This is a genomic window from Amycolatopsis sp., from assembly GCF_035546795.1.
Lineage (GTDB): Bacteria > Actinomycetota > Actinomycetes > Mycobacteriales > Pseudonocardiaceae > Amycolatopsis_E.
The window spans coordinates 126,933-146,365 of record NZ_DASZWC010000026.1; the positions used below are offsets into that span (position 1 = coordinate 126,933).

Annotated in this window: 15 protein-coding genes and 1 tRNA gene; 7 read left to right on the forward strand and 9 right to left on the reverse strand. The window is 67.5% G+C overall.

Annotated features, from left to right (window positions below):
• Positions 1 to 114: 114 nt before the first annotated feature.
• Positions 115 to 1,428 carry a hypothetical protein gene (locus VHD82_RS17215; RefSeq protein WP_325704215.1) on the reverse strand — a complete coding sequence of 438 codons (1,314 nt, stop codon included), beginning with the start codon at positions 1,426 to 1,428 and terminating at the stop codon, positions 115 to 117.
• Between the two features lie 122 nt (positions 1,429 to 1,550).
• Positions 1,551 to 2,927, reverse strand: a complete 1,377-nt coding sequence (locus VHD82_RS17220) for a cystathionine beta-synthase (protein WP_325704217.1) — start codon at positions 2,925 to 2,927, stop codon at positions 1,551 to 1,553.
• 119 nt (positions 2,928 to 3,046) lie between these two features.
• Between VHD82_RS17220 and VHD82_RS17225 the strand changes: the two genes are divergently transcribed.
• The gene (locus tag VHD82_RS17225; RefSeq protein ID WP_325704220.1) at positions 3,047 to 4,267 is read left to right on the forward strand and encodes an acetyl-CoA C-acetyltransferase; all 1,221 of its coding nucleotides are present in this window, start codon (positions 3,047 to 3,049) and stop codon (positions 4,265 to 4,267) included.
• A 466-nt stretch (positions 4,268 to 4,733) separates the two neighbouring features.
• Here the strand turns inward: VHD82_RS17225 and VHD82_RS17230 are convergent, their stop codons facing one another.
• Positions 4,734 to 5,207, reverse strand: a complete 474-nt coding sequence (locus VHD82_RS17230; protein ID WP_325704223.1) for an LppU/SCO3897 family protein — start codon at positions 5,205 to 5,207, stop codon at positions 4,734 to 4,736.
• Between the two features lie 443 nt (positions 5,208 to 5,650).
• Positions 5,651 to 6,481, reverse strand: a complete 831-nt coding sequence (locus VHD82_RS17235; RefSeq protein ID WP_325704226.1) for a Bax inhibitor-1/YccA family protein — start codon at positions 6,479 to 6,481, stop codon at positions 5,651 to 5,653.
• Between the two features lie 504 nt (positions 6,482 to 6,985).
• Here VHD82_RS17235 and VHD82_RS17240 point away from each other — a divergent pair.
• Positions 6,986 to 7,405, forward strand: a complete 420-nt coding sequence (locus VHD82_RS17240) for a hypothetical protein (RefSeq protein ID WP_325704229.1) — start codon at positions 6,986 to 6,988, stop codon at positions 7,403 to 7,405.
• A 1,428-nt stretch (positions 7,406 to 8,833) separates the two neighbouring features.
• Here the strand turns inward: VHD82_RS17240 and VHD82_RS17245 are convergent.
• Positions 8,834 to 9,277 (reverse strand): MarR family winged helix-turn-helix transcriptional regulator, encoded by a 444-nt coding sequence (locus VHD82_RS17245; RefSeq protein ID WP_325704232.1) that lies wholly within the window; start codon positions 9,275 to 9,277, stop codon positions 8,834 to 8,836.
• 60 nt (positions 9,278 to 9,337) lie between these two features.
• Between VHD82_RS17245 and VHD82_RS17250 the strand changes: the two genes are divergently transcribed.
• The 3 genes from VHD82_RS17250 (at position 9,338) to VHD82_RS17260 (ending at position 13,504) form a co-directional block, all read left to right on the forward strand.
• On the forward strand, positions 9,338 to 10,237 hold the full coding sequence (locus VHD82_RS17250) for an LLM class flavin-dependent oxidoreductase (RefSeq protein ID WP_325704235.1): 900 nt from the start codon (positions 9,338 to 9,340) through the stop codon (positions 10,235 to 10,237).
• 91 nt (positions 10,238 to 10,328) lie between these two features.
• Positions 10,329 to 12,323: an SDR family oxidoreductase gene (locus VHD82_RS17255; protein WP_325704237.1), complete on the forward strand. Its 1,995-nt coding sequence runs from the start codon at positions 10,329 to 10,331 to the stop codon at positions 12,321 to 12,323.
• Positions 12,324 to 12,391: 68 nt separating this feature from the next.
• The gene (locus VHD82_RS17260; protein WP_325704239.1) at positions 12,392 to 13,504 is read left to right on the forward strand and encodes a cell division protein DivIVA; all 1,113 of its coding nucleotides are present in this window, start codon (positions 12,392 to 12,394) and stop codon (positions 13,502 to 13,504) included.
• A 678-nt stretch (positions 13,505 to 14,182) separates the two neighbouring features.
• On the opposite strand, the gene VHD82_RS17265 is transcribed toward VHD82_RS17260, so the two are convergent.
• The 3 genes from VHD82_RS17265 to VHD82_RS17275 all read right to left on the reverse strand — a co-directional run bounded on the left by VHD82_RS17265 (position 14,183) and on the right by VHD82_RS17275 (position 17,944).
• The gene (locus VHD82_RS17265; RefSeq protein ID WP_325704242.1) at positions 14,183 to 15,493 is read right to left on the reverse strand and encodes an amidase family protein; all 1,311 of its coding nucleotides are present in this window, start codon (positions 15,491 to 15,493) and stop codon (positions 14,183 to 14,185) included.
• Positions 15,494 to 15,515: 22 nt separating this feature from the next.
• Positions 15,516 to 16,805 carry an MFS transporter gene (locus VHD82_RS17270; protein ID WP_325704245.1) on the reverse strand — a complete coding sequence of 430 codons (1,290 nt, stop codon included), beginning with the start codon at positions 16,803 to 16,805 and terminating at the stop codon, positions 15,516 to 15,518.
• Between the two features lie 83 nt (positions 16,806 to 16,888).
• Positions 16,889 to 17,944, reverse strand: a complete 1,056-nt coding sequence (locus VHD82_RS17275) for a DNA polymerase IV (protein WP_414637531.1) — start codon at positions 17,942 to 17,944, stop codon at positions 16,889 to 16,891.
• A gap of 133 nt (positions 17,945 to 18,077) precedes the next feature.
• Here VHD82_RS17275 and VHD82_RS17280 point away from each other — a divergent pair, with 133 nt between their 5' ends.
• Entirely contained in the window at positions 18,078 to 18,842 is a 765-nt protein-coding gene (locus tag VHD82_RS17280) for a hypothetical protein (RefSeq protein ID WP_325704251.1), read from the forward strand.
• Positions 18,843 to 18,860: 18 nt separating this feature from the next.
• Complete coding sequence (locus VHD82_RS17285) at positions 18,861 to 19,298, forward strand: hypothetical protein (protein ID WP_325704254.1); 438 nt, start codon at positions 18,861 to 18,863, stop codon at positions 19,296 to 19,298.
• A gap of 31 nt (positions 19,299 to 19,329) precedes the next feature.
• On the opposite strand, the gene VHD82_RS17290 is transcribed toward VHD82_RS17285, so the two are convergent.
• Positions 19,330 to 19,403: transfer RNA gene (locus VHD82_RS17290), tRNA-Leu, on the reverse strand.
• Between the last annotated feature and the right edge of the window lie 30 nt (positions 19,404 to 19,433).

Consider the following 19,433-nt stretch of genomic DNA (forward strand, 5'->3'; position numbering starts at 1 on the left):
ACGCTGGTGCGCACACTTTAGCGGCGGCGGGAGCATTCCGGACATGGTTTCCGAAACCGAAAAAACACGATGCCCCCGGTCTTCCGACCGGGGGCATCGAGGTGGTTCAGCTGGTCACCACTGCGGCGGCTGACCGGGCTGCTGGGGCGGCTGGCCGTAAGGGCCAGGCTGCCCGTAACCACCCGGCTGCTGCGGGGGCTGCCCGTAACCGCCAGGCTGCCCCGGCTGGCCGTAGCCGGGCTGCGGGAACCCACCGCTGGTCGGCGTCGGACCGCCGGGCTGCTGCGGGGGCTGCCCGTACGGGCCGGGCTGGCCGAAGCCACCACTCGGCGGGCCGTACGGACCAGGCTGGCCGAAGCCACCGGGCTGGCCGAACCCGCCGCTGGGCGGGCCACCGAAACCACCGGGGCCTGCCGAGGGGCCACCGCCGAGACCAACGAACTGCCGCGTCGCCGGGATGAGCCCGAGCGCACCGATCGCGCCGATCAGAATGCCGAAGATCAGCTCGAACACCACGCGGGTCAGGTTGCCGAGGTCCGCGAGGAAGACGATCGAGAAGATCAGCAGCAGCGCACCGCTGCCGACGAGCAGCCACGTGGCGATCTTGTTCTTCAGGAACAGCAGCACACCGCCACCGACCGCCGCGAGTGCGGCGACCGTGATGACGACTACGTAGATCCACGCGCGCGTGGTCAGGCTGTCCGCGTCCTTGTAGGCGTCGCAGAAGCTGGAGCTCTGGCCGTACTGCTGCATCTGCTGCACGCACGAGTCGTAGCTGCCGCCACTGCCGCCCGAGCCGCCGAGGTCGCCCATCAACGTGAAGGCGAGGATCGCGCCGATCAGGCCGAGGACCGCGGCCACCCCGGCCGCGATCCAGCCGAACAGCTGGTTGTTGCCGCCACCGCCGGCAGGCTGGCCGTACGGCGAGCCGTACGCACCGGGCGGCGGGCCGCCGAAACCACCGGGCTGACCACCCGGCACGCCGTAGCCCTGCGGGGGCTGCGGCTGGCCGTATGGGCCAGGAGGCGGCTGCTGGCCGAACCCACCGGGCTGGCCGTAGCCGGGCGGGGGCTGCTGCCCCATAGCCGCCGGGTTGTCGGCGGCGCTGGGCGGCGGCGCGTAGGGGATGGAGGGCGGCGGCTGGGAGCCTGGAGGCACCAGTTGCGTGGACTCCGCACCGGGGGTCTCACCGCCCCCGGCCTGGGTCGCGCCGGACCCACCCTGCTCGCCGGGCTGGCCCGGCTGCACCACCTGGGTCGGTTCGGAGGACTCCCCGAACTGACCGCCGGGCTGCGGCTGGCCTGGTTGCACCACCTGGGTCGGCTCGGACGAGCCGAACGGACTGTCTTGCTGCTGAGGGCCGCTCGACGGCTCCTGCGGCGACTGTCCGCCACCCCAGGGCTGATTCGGCGGCTGCGGAGCGCTCATGCGGGTCTTGAACCCCCCTTGATGAGGACTGTTTGAGGACAAAAATTTGTCTACTGGCGGCACACGCTATCGGATGGCGCCTGCCGACGCTCGTAACGCCCCGAACGAAAAGGGCGATAAGTCTACCCCCGGCGCCCGGCGAGGAAACCCAGGAGATCGTGGCGGGTCACGACGCCGGCCGGTTTGCCGTCCAGCAGCACGAGCGCGCCGTCGGCTCCGGAGAGCGCGGCCATCGCCGAACTCACCTGTTCGCTGGCGCCGATCGTCGGCAACGGCGGCGACATGTGCAGGTCAAGCCGGTCGGCCAGGTGCGCCTTGCCGGTGAACAGGGCCTCCAGCAGGTCCCGCTCGATGACCGCGCCCACCACCTCGGCCGCCATCACCGGCGGTTCCGCGCTGACCACGGGCATCTGACTGACGTTGAACTCGGACAGGATCGCGACCGCTTCGGCGACGGTCTCGTTGGGGTGCGTGTGCACCAGGTCCGGCAGCGCACCGGTCTTCGCCCTGAGCACGTCGCCGACAGTGGCGCCCGAGCGATCCGGCGAGAGGAAGCCGAACGACGACATCCACTGGTCGTTGAACACCTTGCCCAGATAGCCGCGACCGCCGTCGGGCAGCAGCACCACGACCACGTCGTCCGGGCCGAGCCGTTTCGCCAGCTTCAGCGCCGCCGCGACGGCCATCCCGCAGGAGCCGCCGACCAGCAGGCCCTCCTCGAGCGCGAGCCTGCGGGTGATGTCGAACGATTCGGCATCGGAGATCGCGATGATCTCGTCGGCGACCGACTGGTCGTAGGTTTCCGGCCAGAAGTCCTCACCGACGCCCTCGACCAGGTACGGACGGCCCGAGCCGCCGGAGTAGACGGAGCCCTCCGGGTCCGCCCCGACCACGCTGACCCTGCCGTCGGAGACCTCTTTGAGGTACCGGCCGGTGCCGGAGATCGTGCCACCGGTGCCGACGCCCGCGACGAAGTGCGTGATCTTGCCTTCGGTCTGCCGCCACAGCTCGGGACCAGTGGAGTGGTAGTGGCTGGCTGGGTTCTCCGGGTTGGCGTACTGGTTGGGTTTCCAGGCGCCGTCGATCTCTTCGACGAGCCGGTCGGACACGGAGTAGTAGGAGTCCGGATGCTCCGGCGGCACCGCGGTCGGGCAGACCACCACGCGGGCGCCATAGGCCTTGAGCACGTTGCGTTTGTCCTCGCTGACCTTGTCCGGGCAGACGAACACGCACTGGTAGCCCCTGCGCTGCGCCACCATCGCGAGCCCGACGCCGGTGTTGCCGGAGGTCGGCTCGACGATCGTGCCGCCGGGGCGGAGCCGACCCGAAGCCTCGGCGGCCTCGACCATGCGCAGCGCGATGCGGTCCTTCACGCTGCCGCCCGGGTTGAGGTACTCCACCTTGGCCAGCACGAGCGGCTGCAGGCCCTCGGTCAGCGCGTTCAGCTTGACCAGCGGGGTGTTGCCCACGAGGTCGACGACATGCTCCACGTATTCCACCCGGTCAGCCTAAACGGTCGGCGCGGTGGTTCACGTCGCCTTCTGGTTTGCCCAGCGCGCCCGGCAGTGCAGGATGTAGGTAAGCACCCGCTTAGCTTGACCCGAAGGAGTGTCCTGCCATGCCCGAAGCCGTGATCGTGTCGACAGCCCGCTCGCCCATCGGGCGTGCGAACAAGGGCTCGCTCGTGGACCTGCGCCCGGACGATCTGGCCGTGCAGATGGTCCGGGCCGCGTTGGACAAGGTCCCGCAGCTGGATCCGAAGGACATCGACGACCTGATGCTGGGCTGCGGCCTGCCGGGTGGCGAGTCCGGGTTCAACATGGGCCGCGCGGTGGCGGTGGAGCTGGGGTACGACCACCTGCCGGGATGCACCATCACGCGGTACTGCTCGTCGAGCCTGCAGACCACGCGGATGGCCCTGCACGCCATCAAGGCCGGCGAGGGTGACGTGTTCATCTCCGCCGGGGTCGAGACCGTTTCCCGGTTCGGCAAGGGCAGCTCGGACTCGTGGCCCGACACGCACAACCCGCTCTTCGCCGAGGCCGAGGCCCGGACGGTGCAGACCGCCACCGAGGGTTCGGACACGTGGACCGACCCGCGCGAGGACGGCAAGATCCCGGACGTCTACATCGCGATGGGCCAGACCGCCGAGAACCTCGCGCGGTTGAAGAAAGTGTCCCGTGAGGAGATGGACGAGTTCGGTGTCCGCTCGCAGAACCTGGCCGAGAAGGCCATCGCGGATGGCTTCTGGGCCAAGGACATCACCCCGGTGACACTGCCCGACGGCACGGTGGTCGCCAAGGACGACGGGCCTCGCGCCGGCGTGACGCTGGAAGGCGTGTCCGGGCTGAAGCCGGTCTTCCGGCCCGATGGCCGCGTCACCGCCGGCAACTGCTGCCCGCTCAACGACGGAGCCGCCGCACTGGTGATCATGTCCGACACCAAGGCGAAGGAACTGGGCCTCACCCCGCTCGCGCGCGTGGTGTCCACCGGCGTCTCCGGGCTTTCGCCGGAGATCATGGGTTACGGCCCGGTGGAGGCGTCGAAGAAAGCGCTCGCGAAGGCGGGGAAGACGATCGGCGACATCGACCTGGTGGAGATCAACGAGGCATTCGCGGCGCAGGTCATCCCGTCGTACAAGGACCTGGGCATCGACCTGGACAAGCTGAACGTCAACGGCGGCGCGATCGCCATCGGCCACCCGTTCGGCATGACGGGTGCCCGGATCACGTCGACGCTCATCAATTCGTTGCAGCACCACGACAAGCAGTGGGGCCTGGAGACGATGTGCGTCGGCGGCGGCCAGGGCATGGCGATGGTCCTGGAGCGCCTCAGCTGACAGTTCACCTCGGGTGCCCGGTCGGTTCAGGCGACTGGGCACCTCGCGTGCGGGCCGTTCGGGCTGCCGAGCCGGTCGGCCGAGCGAGCATTCGACCGGGCCACCCCAGTGGAACGAGCGCGTCGGGTAGCGCGAGCGGCGACCCCGAGGTGAACGCCACCCAAAACTGACCCGAATAGACCGGCCGAGCCCGCAAGCCCGGCCGGCTATTCGCGTTTTTGGTTCCGTTCGCGTTCAGCCCCCGCCACTGCCGGCCGCCTGAGCGGCATCCACTCAGGAACAGAAGCCGGGAGCCGAACTCGGCGATGCACAGTTCCCGACTGTTTCCCTTGGGGGAAAACAAAATTCAGCAGAACTTCCCGCTCCGGGCGGGCGCCGATGCCTTCAGCGGCGCCGGACGGTTCCGCCCGTAGCGGGGTTCCCGCTCCTCGGCAGCTTCTTCACACGGAGGGACACCCGCCGAGGATCAGGCGGTACCGCCCGTCTTCGCGGCACAGATCGTGGTCGCAGGCTGCGAGTAGACGAAGGCCCCGTCGGCGTCGGAACCATCGCATGCGCTCTGATCCGACTGGCCGGTAACGACCTTCAGGATTTTCACCTCTGCGGTCGGGTCCGCGCACTCGACTCGCTTATAGCCATCCGTCGTGCTGCTCAAGACGTTCGCGAAGCAGTCGCCATCGCGCGCGTTCAGCATCAGACACAGCTTGTAATTTGTTCCCCGTCCACTCACGGAGTACTCGTCGTAGTCGCCGTCGGGGCAAGTCCCGTTGTCGTCATCCAGCTTCACGCCGATCTTGACGTTGGCAGAGGCGTCGGCGCAGTCGACCTTGTCCGGCTCTGCCCCGCTCCGGAACTCCTTGACGTTGAGACAATCCCCCACGGCCGCGTTGTCCGGCGAGGACTTGAACCAGCTGATGCCGCCGATCACGACCAGGACCACGACAACCACACCGATGCCCAATGCGATCCAGAGCTTCGCCTTGGACCGCTTGATCGGCGACCCAGGGGGCGGGCCGTAGCCTCCCATCGGCTGGCCGGGCGGCGGGAACGCTCCAGGCTGCCCGGGTGGGGGAAAGGCGCCGGGCCCACCGGGCGGCGGAAAACCCTGACCTGGCACACTGCCGGGCTGACCAGGCGCAGCACCAGGATGACCGGGAGCCGCGCCGGGTTGGCCGGCTGCCGCGGGCTCCGGCGCGCCGAACGGGGTCGGCTGCCCCGGCTGAGGGGGAAGGGACACACGAACCTCACAAATGTGAAAAGACGTCAGATGCCAGCATCTAACACCGCGTGATCAACCCCCTTGACGAGACCCGCCAATAAGGTGAAAAACAGACAGGGGGCGCCCGGTCGATCACCGAGCGTCCCCTGCTGAATGCAGCAGTTCTAGTCGTTCTGCAGGTACGACAGCAGCCGCAGGATCTCCAGGTACAGCCAGACCATCGTCGTCATCAGCCCGAACGCGGCGAACCACGCCCACTTGGACGGCATGCCCTCGCGGATCATCCGGTCGGCCATGTCGAAGTCGAGCAGGAAGTTGAAGGCCGCGATGCCGATGACGACCAGGCTGAAGATGATCGCCAACGCGCTGCCGTCACGGAGCCCCATGTTGACGCCGAGCAGGCCGAGGACCAGGTTGAGCAGCATCAGGATCGCGGCACCCGCGGTGGCCCCGATGATCCATTTGGTCAGCTTGGGAGTGACCTTGACGGCGCCGGTCTTGTAGACCACCAGCATCGCGACGAACACCCCGGCGGTCCCGAGTACCGCCTGCAGCGCGATCCCCGGGTACACGAGTTCGAAAATGCCGGTGAGCGCACCGAGGAAGACGCCCTCCGCAGCCGAGTAGATCAGGGTCATCGGCCCGCTGGGCTTCTGCCGGAAGATCATCACCAGCGAGAGCACAAGGCCGACGAGCATCGCACCGACCATGACGCCCACGACTGCGCCCACGCTGCCGCCGTTGACCTGCCCCTGCGCCCAGATCGCCGCGAGCACGCCGGTGACCAGCGCGGCTGCAAGTGACATGCCGGTCTTGATGACCACGTCGTCGACCGTCATCGGACGGTCAGCGGCTCCCGATGGCGCCTGCGGCATGCCATAACCGGGCACGCCACCTTGCGGTTGGTTGAAGCCCACGGAGGGCCCGTACTGGCCGAATCCCGCTGCCCTGCCGGTGGGCAGATTGCGGAACGCGGGGTTGCTCGTCGAACGCACCTTGATCCTCCGGATCTCCTGGCCTGCATCAGGTCTAACGGTGGGGGCCGCCGACCAGTTCCCGTTAAGTAAAGACGACTTTACCCAGCTGTCGCGGGCGCGAGCGGCGCGGCACACGTAAACAGCGGTAGTCAGTACTTCGGCGGATTGTCCATGAACCTCTTTCGCGTCGCCCTCACCAGGGGTATCCGGCCCGTCACTGACCCGTCGTCGGGCACGATACCCAAAGGAGACGGCCGTTCATGGGGAGGACGCCACGCGCCGGGCGGGCATTCTGGCGGCCTGCGCGCTCTGTGCTCTGGGAACCCCAGGACAGTCCTACGGCGGCAAAGCCGGGTCCGACGACTGGTTGGGCTCCTACCTGGTCGGCGGCAGCAGGTGTTCTGCGTGCAGTTCGAATACTTAGGCGCCCGACACCGACGAGCAGGATCAGCCGGGCGCCGAACTGCGGACCGAACGGGGCGAGCCCTGACTTCCGAGGTCTCGGCGAACATCTCCTGTCTCTTGCTGCGCTACGGCAACACCGGCGACGCGGACCAGGCTGCCGCGCCGGCCCATCTCCTGCACCCGTGGACGTCACCACCCCGCGCCGGTCACGACGACCTCAACCCCGCCCTCGATTTCCGGCACATCGCCTACGACGCCCCAGCACATCTGGCCGAACTGCCCGCCGCGGCCAAGCAGGCGGTCCAGCAGTTGACCACGGACGCCGAGCCGAACCGCGGCCCTTGGACAGCGTCGGTGACGGCGCCCAAGGAACCTCAGTCGATCGGCACCGCCACGCAATGGGCCGTCACCGTGCACAACCCCAAGGGCAACGGCCTGGCCCAGGAGACGGGACCGCGACGATCGAACTCACGCCCACCGATACCGAACCTCGTCTCACGAGCACTCTCGCCGCCCCCGCGGGAAAGCCATACCTAGAAACTCCAATCGACGTCGACACCCAACGTGTGGTGTCCACCGGCGGCGAGAAACAGTTGACCGCACAAGCAACCGTGCCGGCGCAACGCAGCCCGGATCGGTCCACATCACGAAGTCGGACAGCAAGAGCGGCAAAGGACAGCGGGGTCGCCCTGCGGCTGACCGCGAAGGACCAGATCTCTCGCCCAGGGGCAAAGTGGCGAGCCGCTCGTGAGCCCGGATGGAACGCCGGCCGTGCACACCACCGAGGGAGAGGCCGGCGAAGCGGTCGCCGAGAATCTTCAGACACCGCAGGAGATCTGCGTCATCGGGGTGAGCCCTCCGGAGGGCCACGACGATGCTTTCGATCCCACCGACCCGCGTTCGGCCTGCGGCACAGTCAGCCCGGAGCGACCCTCGCGTTGACGATCGAAAACATCCCCAACGAGGTACCGACGGCGATCCCGGCGGACGCCGGCCCACCGGCGGCCGTAGTCCATGCCGCGACCAGCACCACCACGTCGCCACTTAGCATCGCCGCCCTCGGAACAGTCGCATTGCCGGGAACGGCATTGGTCGGTTTCCTGGCACGCCGCCGGTTCGAACGGAACTGAGCGATGTACCCGGAACAAGGAGGAGGAGACTCGCCAAGGCTTATTTTCTCGGCGTGGAAAGCCTTCTCCTGCCGGTATTGCTGATCGCGGCCACGCTTCTCCGGCCACCCGCGAGGTCGATCGCAGGAAGTCCGCGAGAACCGATGACCGTCGTCCAGGCACCAACCACCGGAAGCAAGGCTCCTCCGGCGCCCAACTCGGGCTCCGCCCCAACCACTGCGCCGCAGACGACAGCCACCGTTCCCCGTTGCCCGCTTCGGCGCAGGTCCCGACGCAGGCAGCCGCACCCGATCAAACCCCGCGCACCATCCGCCTGCCTGATGGCAGCACCGCCCGCCTGGTGCGGCAGGCTGTGGTCGCCGGGGTTCTTCCGGTATCGAGGAACTTCGACGAAGCGGCGTGGTGGGGCGCGGATCTCAGCGCCCAGCGTGGTGCCACCGCGTTCGCCGGACACGTGAACTGGGGTGGCAGAACGGCCCGTTCGCCATGCTGTGGACCGTCCGGATCGGTCAGGAAGTCGCCGTCGCGGACGCCGGCGGCAGACCGGTGACCTATCGGATTTCCCAGCTCGTCACGTTGCACACGGACCAACCGCCCAGTGTGCGCCGGACCTGTTCAGTCAAACCGGGACACACCGGCTGGTACTCGTCGTCTGTGGCGGCGAGTACGCGCAGAACCGGGTCGCGATCACCGACCCGGCCTGAGCCGGTTTACAAGCACACTATGAACGTCGCCGAATCGGAACGGCTCGACGGATTGTCAAGCAACGGCGGGCGGCAGATTTCGCCACTCAGCCGGCCTATGTAATCGGCCGGCTCCCAAAGTCCGTCGGCGGTCAGGACTGTTCCGCCATCAGCAGGATCTGCAGATCCCGCACCAACCGGCCCGCGTCTCCCTCGCCGAGCGGTGCGAGAAACACACGGTCCACCTCCTGCCGAGCCTTGTCCGCCTTGAGCAGTCGTTCATGCCCCTCAGCGGTCAGGCCGACCATGTTCTTGCGCCGGTCCTCCGGACTGCGCCGGCGCTCGACCAATCCCTTGCCCTCCAGAGCGTCGATCAGGGCGACCATCGTCGTCCTGTCGACCCGGAGCCGACCCGCTACCTCGAGCTGCGACAGCGGGTATTCGGCCGCCAGTACCGAAAGCACGGCCAGCTCACGACCGTCGATGCCGAATGGCGACAGCGCGAGCGCCACCGCGTCACTCAACTTCAGCTGGACGTGCTTGAGCAGGTAACCAAGGCGGGAAACCAGCACGTCCGGGAGCTTCTCGTCGACCATACCACAAGTCTAGCAGGAAACTGATAGTCAGTAGTTCTGATGATCTTCTATATTGACGACATGAACATCAAGTTCGGCATCAAGCCCACCCCGATGCACGTCCGGTACGAGGACGTGCATCGGGTCTGGCAGGAGGCGGACGACCTGCCGGAGATCGAGGACGCCTGGCTCTGGGATCACTTCCTCCCGCTGGCCGGCCCGAAAAACGGCCCGGTCCACGAGGGCTGGACTCTGCTGAGCGCCCTCGCCGCGCAGACCGAGCGACTGCGCCTGGGACTACTGGTGACCAGCAACCGGGTTCGCGAACCGGCAGTGCTGGGAAAGATCGCGTCGACGGTGGACGTGATCTCGCAGGGACGACTGATCATGGGCCTGGGCGTGGGAGGGACTCATCAGCCCCCGGACGCGGGCGGGGTGGCAGGCGAGAACCCGGCGCTCGCCGAGTACGAGGCATGTGGACTGCCCCTCGTACCCCCGGGCGAGGGCATCGGGCGCCTGGCGGGGACCATCACGATCCTCAAGCGGATGTGGACCGAGGAGGTCTTCGACTACACCGGGCACTACTACCGGCTGAAGAACAACCGCAACGAGCCGAAACCGGTCCAGCGGCCAGGGCCGCCACTACTGATCGGCGGCTGGGGCACCCGGACATTGCGGCTGGTCGCCGAACAGGCGGACATCTGGAACATCCCCGGGCCGCCCCACAACAGCGTGGATGTCGTAATCGAACGAAGTCGGGTCCTGGACCGGCACTGCGTGGATGTCGGCCGGGATCCGGCTGAAATCACACGGTCGGTGCAGTACATCGTCTCGTACGACGACGTCGCGCATTCACGGAAGGAGATCGGCGAACTCATCGAAGCCGGTATCGGGCACATGGTGTTGAGCCTGCGGGCTCCTTACCCGAAGGGGGTGGCAAGTTGGCTGGTTGAGGAGATCATCAGGCCGCTGCACGGCTGAATGGGTCGCCTGAGGGCGTGGTGATGGTCTCGGCATCGCGAGTGCAGCAGAATGCGTAGTGGCTCTGCACAACGCGGCGAAAGGGTGCACCATGCCCGGCTATTTAGTGACCGGCGCGACCGGCCTGATCGGTCGCCAGTTCACCCAGCTCCTGCTCGCCCGAGAGGACACAGAGCGGGTGTACCTCCTGGTGCGGGAAGCATCCAGAGCACGGCTGGAGAGGCTGGTCAACGGGTGGCCGAACCCGGACCGGGTCACGCTGGTCACGGGGGATCTTTCCGCCGAGCGGCTCGGGGTCAGTGACGAGATTCGGCAAGACCTCCGAGAGCGGATCGACCACCTGGTGCACCTGGCGGCCCTGTACGACATCACGGCCGATGACGAGACGAGCATCCGGGCCAATGTGGACGGAACCCGAAACGTCATCGACCTCGCCGCGGACATCAAGGCAGGTTGTCTGCACCACGTGTCGTCGGTCGCAGTGGCTGGTGATCACGAGGGCGTGTTCACCGAGGACATGTTCGATGTCGGCCAGCGATTGCCGACCGCGTACCACCGGACGAAGTTCGAGGCCGAGCGGCTTGTGCGCCAGCAACATGACGTGCCATGGCGGGTGTATCGGCCGGCAGTGGTGGTCGGGCATTCGCAGACCGGCGAGATGGACAAAGTGGACGGTCCGTATTACCTGTTCACCGCCATCGACAAACTGAACCGGCTGCCGAACGTGCCGTTGGCGGGCCCGGACCTCGGGGACACGAACATCGTTCCGGTCGACTATGTGGCGGAGGCATTGCTTGCGCTGGTGGGCAGGCCCAACCTGGACGGCTGCGCCTTCCACCTCGTGAGCCCGGAACCCCAGTCCGTGGTGAGCGTGTACAACGCTCTCGCCAGGGCGGCCGGGGCGCCGACCGTCAATGTGGAGCTGGACCCGCGGTTGTCGCAAGGGCTTCTGCGCCTGGTGAAACTGGCGGAGCATGTGCCGGGCGTGTCGATCGTCCGGGACGCGTTCTTGGCACGGCTCGGTATTCCGCCGGTGCTGTTGGAAACGATGTCGTTTCCTTCGGTGTTCGCCACGACAGCCACTCGGAAGGAGCTCGCGTCTTCCGGAATCGAAGTACCGCGAATCGAGAACTACGCACCGGTGCTGTGGCGGTACTGGCGTGAACATCTGGACCCGTTCCGGGCACGCCAGCACGGGAATCGGGGTGAGCTCGACGGCCGACGGGTGATCATCACCGGGGCATCGTCGGGGATCGGGCGCGCCACCGCGCTGAAGGTGGCGGCCGAAGGCGGTGTGCCGCTGCTGGTAGCGCGACGCCAGCACGAATTGGAGGAGGTCCGAGACGAGATCATCGCGGCCGGTGGTTCGGCAGCGGTATACCCGGTCGACCTGACCGACGAGGAGGCGATCAACAAGCTGGTCAAGCAGATTCTCGACGAACACGGCCGGATCGACATGCTGGTCAACAACGCGGGCCGCTCGATCCGGCGGTCGATCAAGCTGTCGTACGACAGGTTCCACGATTACGAGCGCGCGATGGCGATCAACTACTTCGGCGCGGTGCGACTGATCCTCGCGGTTCTGCCGCACATGTCCGAGCGCAAGTTCGGACACGTCGTGAACGTGTCGTCGATCGGCGTGCAGGGCATCGCTCCCCGGTTCTCTGCTTACGTAGCGTCAAAAGCGGCACTGGACTACTTCAGCAAGATCGCGGCGACCGAGACACACGGTGACGGGATCACCTTCACGACCATCCACATGCCACTCGTCCGCACGCCGATGATCCGGCCAACCAAGATCTATGACGCGTTTCCGACGAAATCACCGAACCAGGCTGCGGACATGGTGTTGCGGGCACTGAAAGAACGGCCGAAACACATCGGAACGCCCGAGGGGTACCTCATCCAGGCGGCTTACACTTTGCTGCCCGGTCTCGTCGACACGGTGGCGTACGAGGGTTTCCGGATTTTCCCGGACTCGGCGGCAGCCGGGGGCACGGGACAGATCAAGCTGGGTAAGGGCGAACAGCACCTGTCCAGAGCCGCCACCAGGTTGATCAAGCTCACGCGCGGCTTCCACTGGTGAGTCCAAAAAGCTCAGACACGTTCTGACCTGACAGCACTAACACCCTGTACGCGGGTACCTTCTTCGATATGGTTCCCGAGCGAGACAACGCCCTCCTCCCGCTGAAGCGTGAATACAACCAGGTGTGGCACGGTTTCGACCGCGGCCAGGTGCTGCAGTACCTCGATCACGTCGAGGCGAACCTGCGGCGCGTCATGGCCGACCGTGATGCTGCCCGCGCGCAGGCGAGCACGATGTCGCGGGAGCTGGAAAACGCGCGTGCCGAGATCACGCGGCTGCGCAACCGCGTGGAAGAGCTGAAGCGGCCACCGGAGCGCGTCGAGGATCTTGACGAGCGGATGCAGCGCACCGTCGATCTCGCGAACGCTCGCGCCGAAGAGATCGTGAGCCGGGCGCAGGTCGCGGCGGAGGAGCACTGGGCGAAGAGCACCGACGTATCGAGCCGGCTTCGGGAGCGCTACCAGACGTTGATCTCCGCTCTTGAATCGCACGCCGAAGCGCTGGAAGCCGAACACAAGAACGCGCTCGACGCCACCAAGAACGAGGTGCGCAAGCTGACCACCGAGGCGGCTCAGCGGCGCACCGCAATGGACATCGAAGCTGAACGCAAGCGCCGGACCATCGAGCACGACTTCGAGACGTCCATGGCGTCCCAGCGCAGCCAACTCGAGAAACACATCGCCGACCAGCAGACGGCGAGCAAGAACCAGGCTGAGCGGCGGATCGCCGAGGCGACCGCAGAAGCGAAACGGCTCGTAGACGAAGCGACAACACGGGCGAAGCGCCTGGTCTCGGAAGCGACCGCGCACGCCGAGCGGCGCGAAAATGATGCCGAGCGGAAGGTTCAGCGGCTCAACGGGCTGAGCGAGCAGGCCGTGGCCCGGCTCCGGCGGGCGAACGAGGTGCTGGCGCGCAGCCAGTCCTCGCTTGAGCCGTTGCGGGACGAATCCGTCGTGAACATGAGCAGGGCGACGGAATCCATCGACCCGCCGACCAGGTCGGCCGCGACGAAGCCGGCGGCAGTCGGCCGGGGTGCGACTGCGGCCACCGCTACCAAACAGGCCACGTCGCCTGCCGCCAAGCCCGCGACGAAACCGGCCAGGCAGCCCGAGACGACGGACAAGGACGACGCCAAGACCTCTGGCGAGAAACCTGAACCTGCCGGGTCCAAGCGGCGCTGAGGGAGGGCCCTGCCTGGCGAGCGGGAGCGGACGCGCCATCCGCCGGACCGCCGGACCGCCGGACCGCCGGACCGGCTGACCGGCTGACCGGCTGACCGGCTGACCGGCTGACCGGCTGACCGGCTGACCGGCTGACCGGCTGACCGGCTGACCGGCTGACCGGCTGACCGGCTGACCGGCTGACCGGAAGTGTGGACCCGCCGGACCGGCAGGTCAAAGCACCGGGTCGCTGGCGGCGGAGATCCGGCAGATCGGCAAGGGCGGCGGATCAGGGGCATCGAACTCGCGAGATCACTGGCCCGCGAGTCACTGCGGCCGCGCGCCAAACCAGATCACGAGCCACCGCGGCCGCAAGCCAGCCACATCGCGAGTCGGCCAGGCCGCGAGCCAGGCAAGCCGCAAGCCAGCCACGTCGCAGCCCAGCCAGCCGCAAGCCAGATCGCGGGGCAGCCAGATCGCGGGGCCAGCCAGCCGCAAGCCAGATCGCGGGCCAAGCCACATCGCGGGTCGGCCACATCGCGCGCCAGACAAGCCCCAAGCCAGCCAAGCCGGCCAAGCCTCAAGCCAGCCACTCGAGCCAGCCCAGGCCGGCCACATCGCGAGCCACCGCGGCCAGATCACGAGCCACCGCGGCCGCAAGCCGGCCAGGCAACCAGCCAGCCGGCGGGCCACGACGCTCTACGGCAGGCGCGGCCAAGGATTCAAACGCTCCAGCTGCGCGGCGAGGCCCAGGAGGCGGGACTCGCCGCCTGGGGTGGTTACCAGCTGGACTCCGATGGGCAACCCGTTCGGATGGCGGGCGGCCGGTACGGTCATCGCGGGGAAACCCGCCAGGTTCCACAGGCCCGCGAAACCCGCCACACGGATCGACGGCAGGGCGTTCGCCAGGCAGGAGCGGGTGTGCCAGCGCTCGGCCTTCGGGGGCAGGGTCGCTAGCGCCGGGGTCACCAGGACGTCGTGGTCCTCGAAGAAGCGATGCGCGCGTTTGAGCCAGCGGTCCCTCGTGCCCGGCCGGATCAACTTCGCCTGCCGCAGCGCGCGGCCGAGGCGCACCTGCGTCCGGGTGCGCGGCTGCAGCAATCGCTCATCCAGCCCGTCGGCCTGTTCGGACGGACCGCCGAACCATCGCGTGAGGATGCCGAGCGTCGCCTCGAGCCCATACTCCGGTGTGGCGCGCTCGACGGAATGTCCTTGTGTCACAAGGAGATCCGCAGTGCGAAAGAGCGCATCGCGCAGTGGCTTCGGGATCGGGGCATGCGTGAGCGGCACATCCGTGGAAACCGCGACACGCAACGGGCCCGGCTCGCTGACTTCGGCCAAGGCCGGCCGGTCGGCGAGAACGGACAACAACAATGCGGCGTCGGCGACCGTCGTGGCGAGGCTGCCGTGCGCGGACATGCCGTACCAACCGCTTTCGCTCAACAGATCCGCGCCCGGCTTGATCCCGACCAGGCCACACATGGCGGAGGGCAGCCGGATGGAGCCGAGGCCATCGGTGCCGTGCGCGAAGGGCACCAGTCCGGCGGCGACCGCGGCAGCGCTGCCGCCGGATGAGCCGCCCGCCGTGTATGCCGGGTTCCACGGGTTGCGGGCGATCCCCTCAGGTGCATCGCTCATCGGCCAGATGCACAGCTCCGGCACTCGTGTCAGGCCGACGATCACCGCGCCTGCCGCGCGAAGCCGCCGGACGATCTCGGCATCCTCGGTCGCCGACCTGGCCGGCACGGCAGCCGAGCCCCAGGACGCGTATTCACCGCTCACCTCGGCGACGTCCTTGACCGCGACCGGTACCCCGGCGAGCGGAAGATCACCGAGGTCGGGCCGCGCGGCAAGCGCTTGCGCCTCGGCCAGCGCCTCGACCGTTCGGATCTTGCGGAACGCGCCGACGACGCGGTCGGCGGCCTCGATCCCGTGCAGCACCTTTTCCGTCAGCAACACGGGGTCGAGCCGGCCCGTGCGCACGCCTTCCGCCCATTCCGCAGCCACCATGCCGGAACTCTAACGCCGAAAATCAGCCCTCGGCGGAAGCCGGCGCGGTCGCGGTGCGGTCCGTGCCGAAGCTGATGCCCTTGGCCTCCTTGCCGACCAGCGTCAGGACGGCGACCACGATCAGCACCGGAATGATCGTCGCGGCCAGCGCGAACGGATATCCGTGGCTCGCGGCCAGCGCCTCCTGGATCGGCAAATTGAACGCAGCCAGGCAGTTGCCCAGCTGATAGGTCACGCCCGGGTAGAACCCGCGGATGGCGTCCGGCGACATCTCGGTCAGGTGCGCCGGGATGACACCCCACGCCCCCTGCACCATGAGCTGCATCAGGAAGGCCCCAAGGCAGAGCATCGCCGCCGTCGTCGAGAACGCGAACAAGGGCACGATCGGCAGCCCGAGCACCGCGCAGAACGCGATCGTGTACCGGCGGCCGAACCGTTCCGACAGCGAGCCGAAGATCAGCCCGCCGGCGATGGCGCCGACGTTGTAGATGACCGCGATCCAGGTGGCCGTCGTGGTGGACAGCCCCGCGCCGCCGTTTCCGTGCGCCGACAGGAAAGTCGGGTACACGTCCTGGGTGCCGTGGCTCATCCAGTTGAACGCCGTCATCAGCAGCACCAGGTAGATGAACCGGCGGATGATCTTCGGGTCGAGCAGGATGTCCTTGACCGAGGTGCGGGTGACGCGCATCTTCTCCCGCGCGGACTCCCACACCTCCGACTCCTTCACTCTGGCCCGGATGATCAGGCTGATCAGCGCCGGAATGACACTCAAGGCGAACAGCCACCGCCACGACAGCCCGGCCCAGTCGAGGATCACCAAGGAAGCCAGCGAAGCGAGCAGGTAGCCGAACGAGTACCCCTCCTGCAGCACTCCCGAGAAGAACCCACGACGTTTGGTCGGAATCTTCTCCATCGCGAGCGCGGCGCCGAGCCCCCATTCGCCACCCATGCCTATGCCGTACAGCAGCCGCAGGATCAGCAGCACGGTGAAGTTCGGCGCGAAAGCACAGAGGAAACCGACCACCGAATAGAAGATGACGTCGACCATCAACGGGATCCGGCGGCCGATCCGGTCCGCCCACAGCCCGAACAGCAATGCCCCGACGGGCCGCATGATCAGCGTGGCGGTGGTGATGAAGACGACCTCGGACTTCTGCATCCCGAAGCTCTTGGCGATGTCGGCGTAGACGAAGACCACGATGAAGTAGTCGAACGCGTCCATCGTCCAGCCGAGCACTGCGGCGAGGAACGAGTTCCGCTGATCGGAGGTGAGGCGCTGACGCGCACCGGTCCCGGATGACGACTCTGCCATGCCTGTAGACCCTATTTCGGCGGCGTTCGCCGAACCACTCTTACCGGTGATTATTTTCTAACCTACCCGACAAAAGGGATGTATCAGGCTGTTCCGAATTCAGCCCGTACTCCTAACAGCCGAATCGGCCGGCTGTCCTCGAAGCGCGCCAGCACCGCCAGCGCCGCCTTCTCGATGTCTTCCGCGTCGCTTGTCGGGCCCGGCAAAGTGCTGCTTCGGGTCTGCGTCACGAAGGGCGCGAAGCGCACCTTCACGCCGACGCGCACGGCGGGGCGCCCTTCGGCGACCACGTCCTCGGCCACCCGCCTTGCCAGCGTTGCCACCTCGCGACTGATCTCGACAGGATCGGAGAGGTTGTGCTGATAGGTCACCTCGCGGCTTCGGGATCGCGGCACGTATGGGGTCGCGGTGACCTCCCGATCGCCGACGCCGAGACCGAGGATTCGGTACCACGGACCCATCGTCGGCCCGAACCGTTCGGCCAGCTCTTGTGGATCGCTCCGGCCCAGCTCATCGACGGTATGCACGCCCAGCTCGGCCAGCTTCTTCGCGGTTTTGCGACCGATCCCCCACAGTGCCTCCGTTGGCAGCCCGCCCATCACCTCGTCCCAGTTCTCCTTGGTGAGCCGGTAAATCCCCGCCGGTTTGCCGAATCCGGTGGCGAGCTTCGCGCGCAGTTTGTTGTCGCCGATGCCGACCGAACAGGACAGACCTGTCTCGGTCTGGACCGCTGCCTGGATCTCCGCTGCCAACGTTTCGGGCTCCTCGGTCCGGACGCCGAGGAAGGCCTCGTCCCAGCCGACGACCTCGACCACCACGGGGAACTCACGCAGCGTCGCCATCACCCGTTCGGAGACCTCTTCATACGCGGGCTTGTCCACCGGGAGGAACACCGCGCCCGGACATCGCTTCGCCGCCAGGCGCAGCGGCATGCCGGACTGGATGCCGAACTCACGCGCTTCGTAGGAGGCCGTGGCCACGACGGCTCGCTGTGTCGGATCCCCCACGCCGCCAACCACGACAGGACGTCCGCGCAGCTCAGGGTGCCGCATCACCTCGACAGCGGCGATGAACTGATCGAGGTCGACGTGCAGGATCCAGTCCTCGGGCACGCGATCAGTATGGGGCCACCCACGCATACGAGCCGCCTCGATTCATCCCCTGCCGTGACGCGCGCCACTGTAGGGTGGCGCGGCCCGCCCGCCGACCACTAGAAATCTCGAGCGGGTTAGTGTGACTCACCCAGACGAAGGATCAGGAAGGGCACGATCTGTGACGACCGCGACCCACAGCCTCGACACCTCGTCAGCGACCACGACAGTGGCCGAACTGCTGGCGCGCAATGGCGCCCACACCAGTCCCGCGCCCCATCGACGCAGCCGCGTCGAGGCCGAGAACGGCCAGTTCGGCGGCACGTTGCCCCGGCTGCCCATCCCCGAGCCGGCACGGCCGCCGCTCGAAGACGCGACCATTCAGATCCAGTACCGCTACGACGAATCGACCGTCGCGGCGCTTCTCGCTGAGCCCCTCGCCGAGACGGCTGCGGTCGCGGAGCCGCCGAAGGAGAAGAGCCGCGCCGGGCGCAAAATCGCCGGCCTGGCCTTTGCCGGCGCGGTATTGGTCGGTGGCTGGGCGTTGGCCAGCGCGCAGACACCGTCGCATGACGGGCCGGTCAACGCGGGCCCCGTTCCCGGGCACGGCAGCGATCCGGCGAGGGACGCGCTGTCGAACCTCTCCGCTCCGGTAGGTGGGCAGGTCGCGCTGCTCGCCGCCGCCACGCCGACCGGCACAGCCGAAATCCCGGCGCCGGCCAGCACCGCGGAGCGGCAGCCCGACCAGGGCAAGATCAGCGGCACTCTGCCGAACACGCAGAAAAAGACTTCGGCGCCGGCCACGAAGAAGGCCGCGAAGCCGCCGGCCGTGATGACGAAGATTCCCGCGCAGATCCCGATTCCGACCGGATGGCCGGGCTCCGGTGGCTACCCCGGGCAGCAGAACAAGGGGAATCACGGGAAAACCCACAAACCGCGCCACTGAACCAGGCAAGATCGGGGCATGCTGGAGGTGGAGCCCCGCGACCTGGTCGGCAGGACGCTGACCGGTGCGACAGCCGGCTGGTTCGTGATGGACGCGGCCAATGTGCGTGATCTCGTGCATGTCTGGATTCGCGTCGACGGATTCGGATCGATGCGGTGTCACACGCTCTCCGGCATCCGGTTGTACCGGAGTTCGCCACACGCACATTACGAAGTGCCCGAATTCGGCGCGAAGGTCAACATCGAGGACATGGCGCCGGAGCCACTCGCCGGGCTGGTCGGGCACGAGATCGTGCGAGTCACCCCGCTGACCTGCCGAGCACATGGCGCCGAAGCGGGTTTCGTGCTCGAAACGACGGGCGGCTCGGTGGTGATCGCCGAGGTCGGCGACGGCCTGCTGATCGGCGACTGGGCGGACGGACGTCGCTGGGCCGAGCTCGGGCTGGACCCCGCTTGACGCACCGGCACCGCCCGCGTGGTGAATGACGTGCCCCGGACGGGACTCGAACCCGCACTGCGTCGATTTTAAGTCGACTGCCTCTGCCGATTGGGCTACCGGGGCACCGCACAGACTACTGCGGCGCCCCGAACC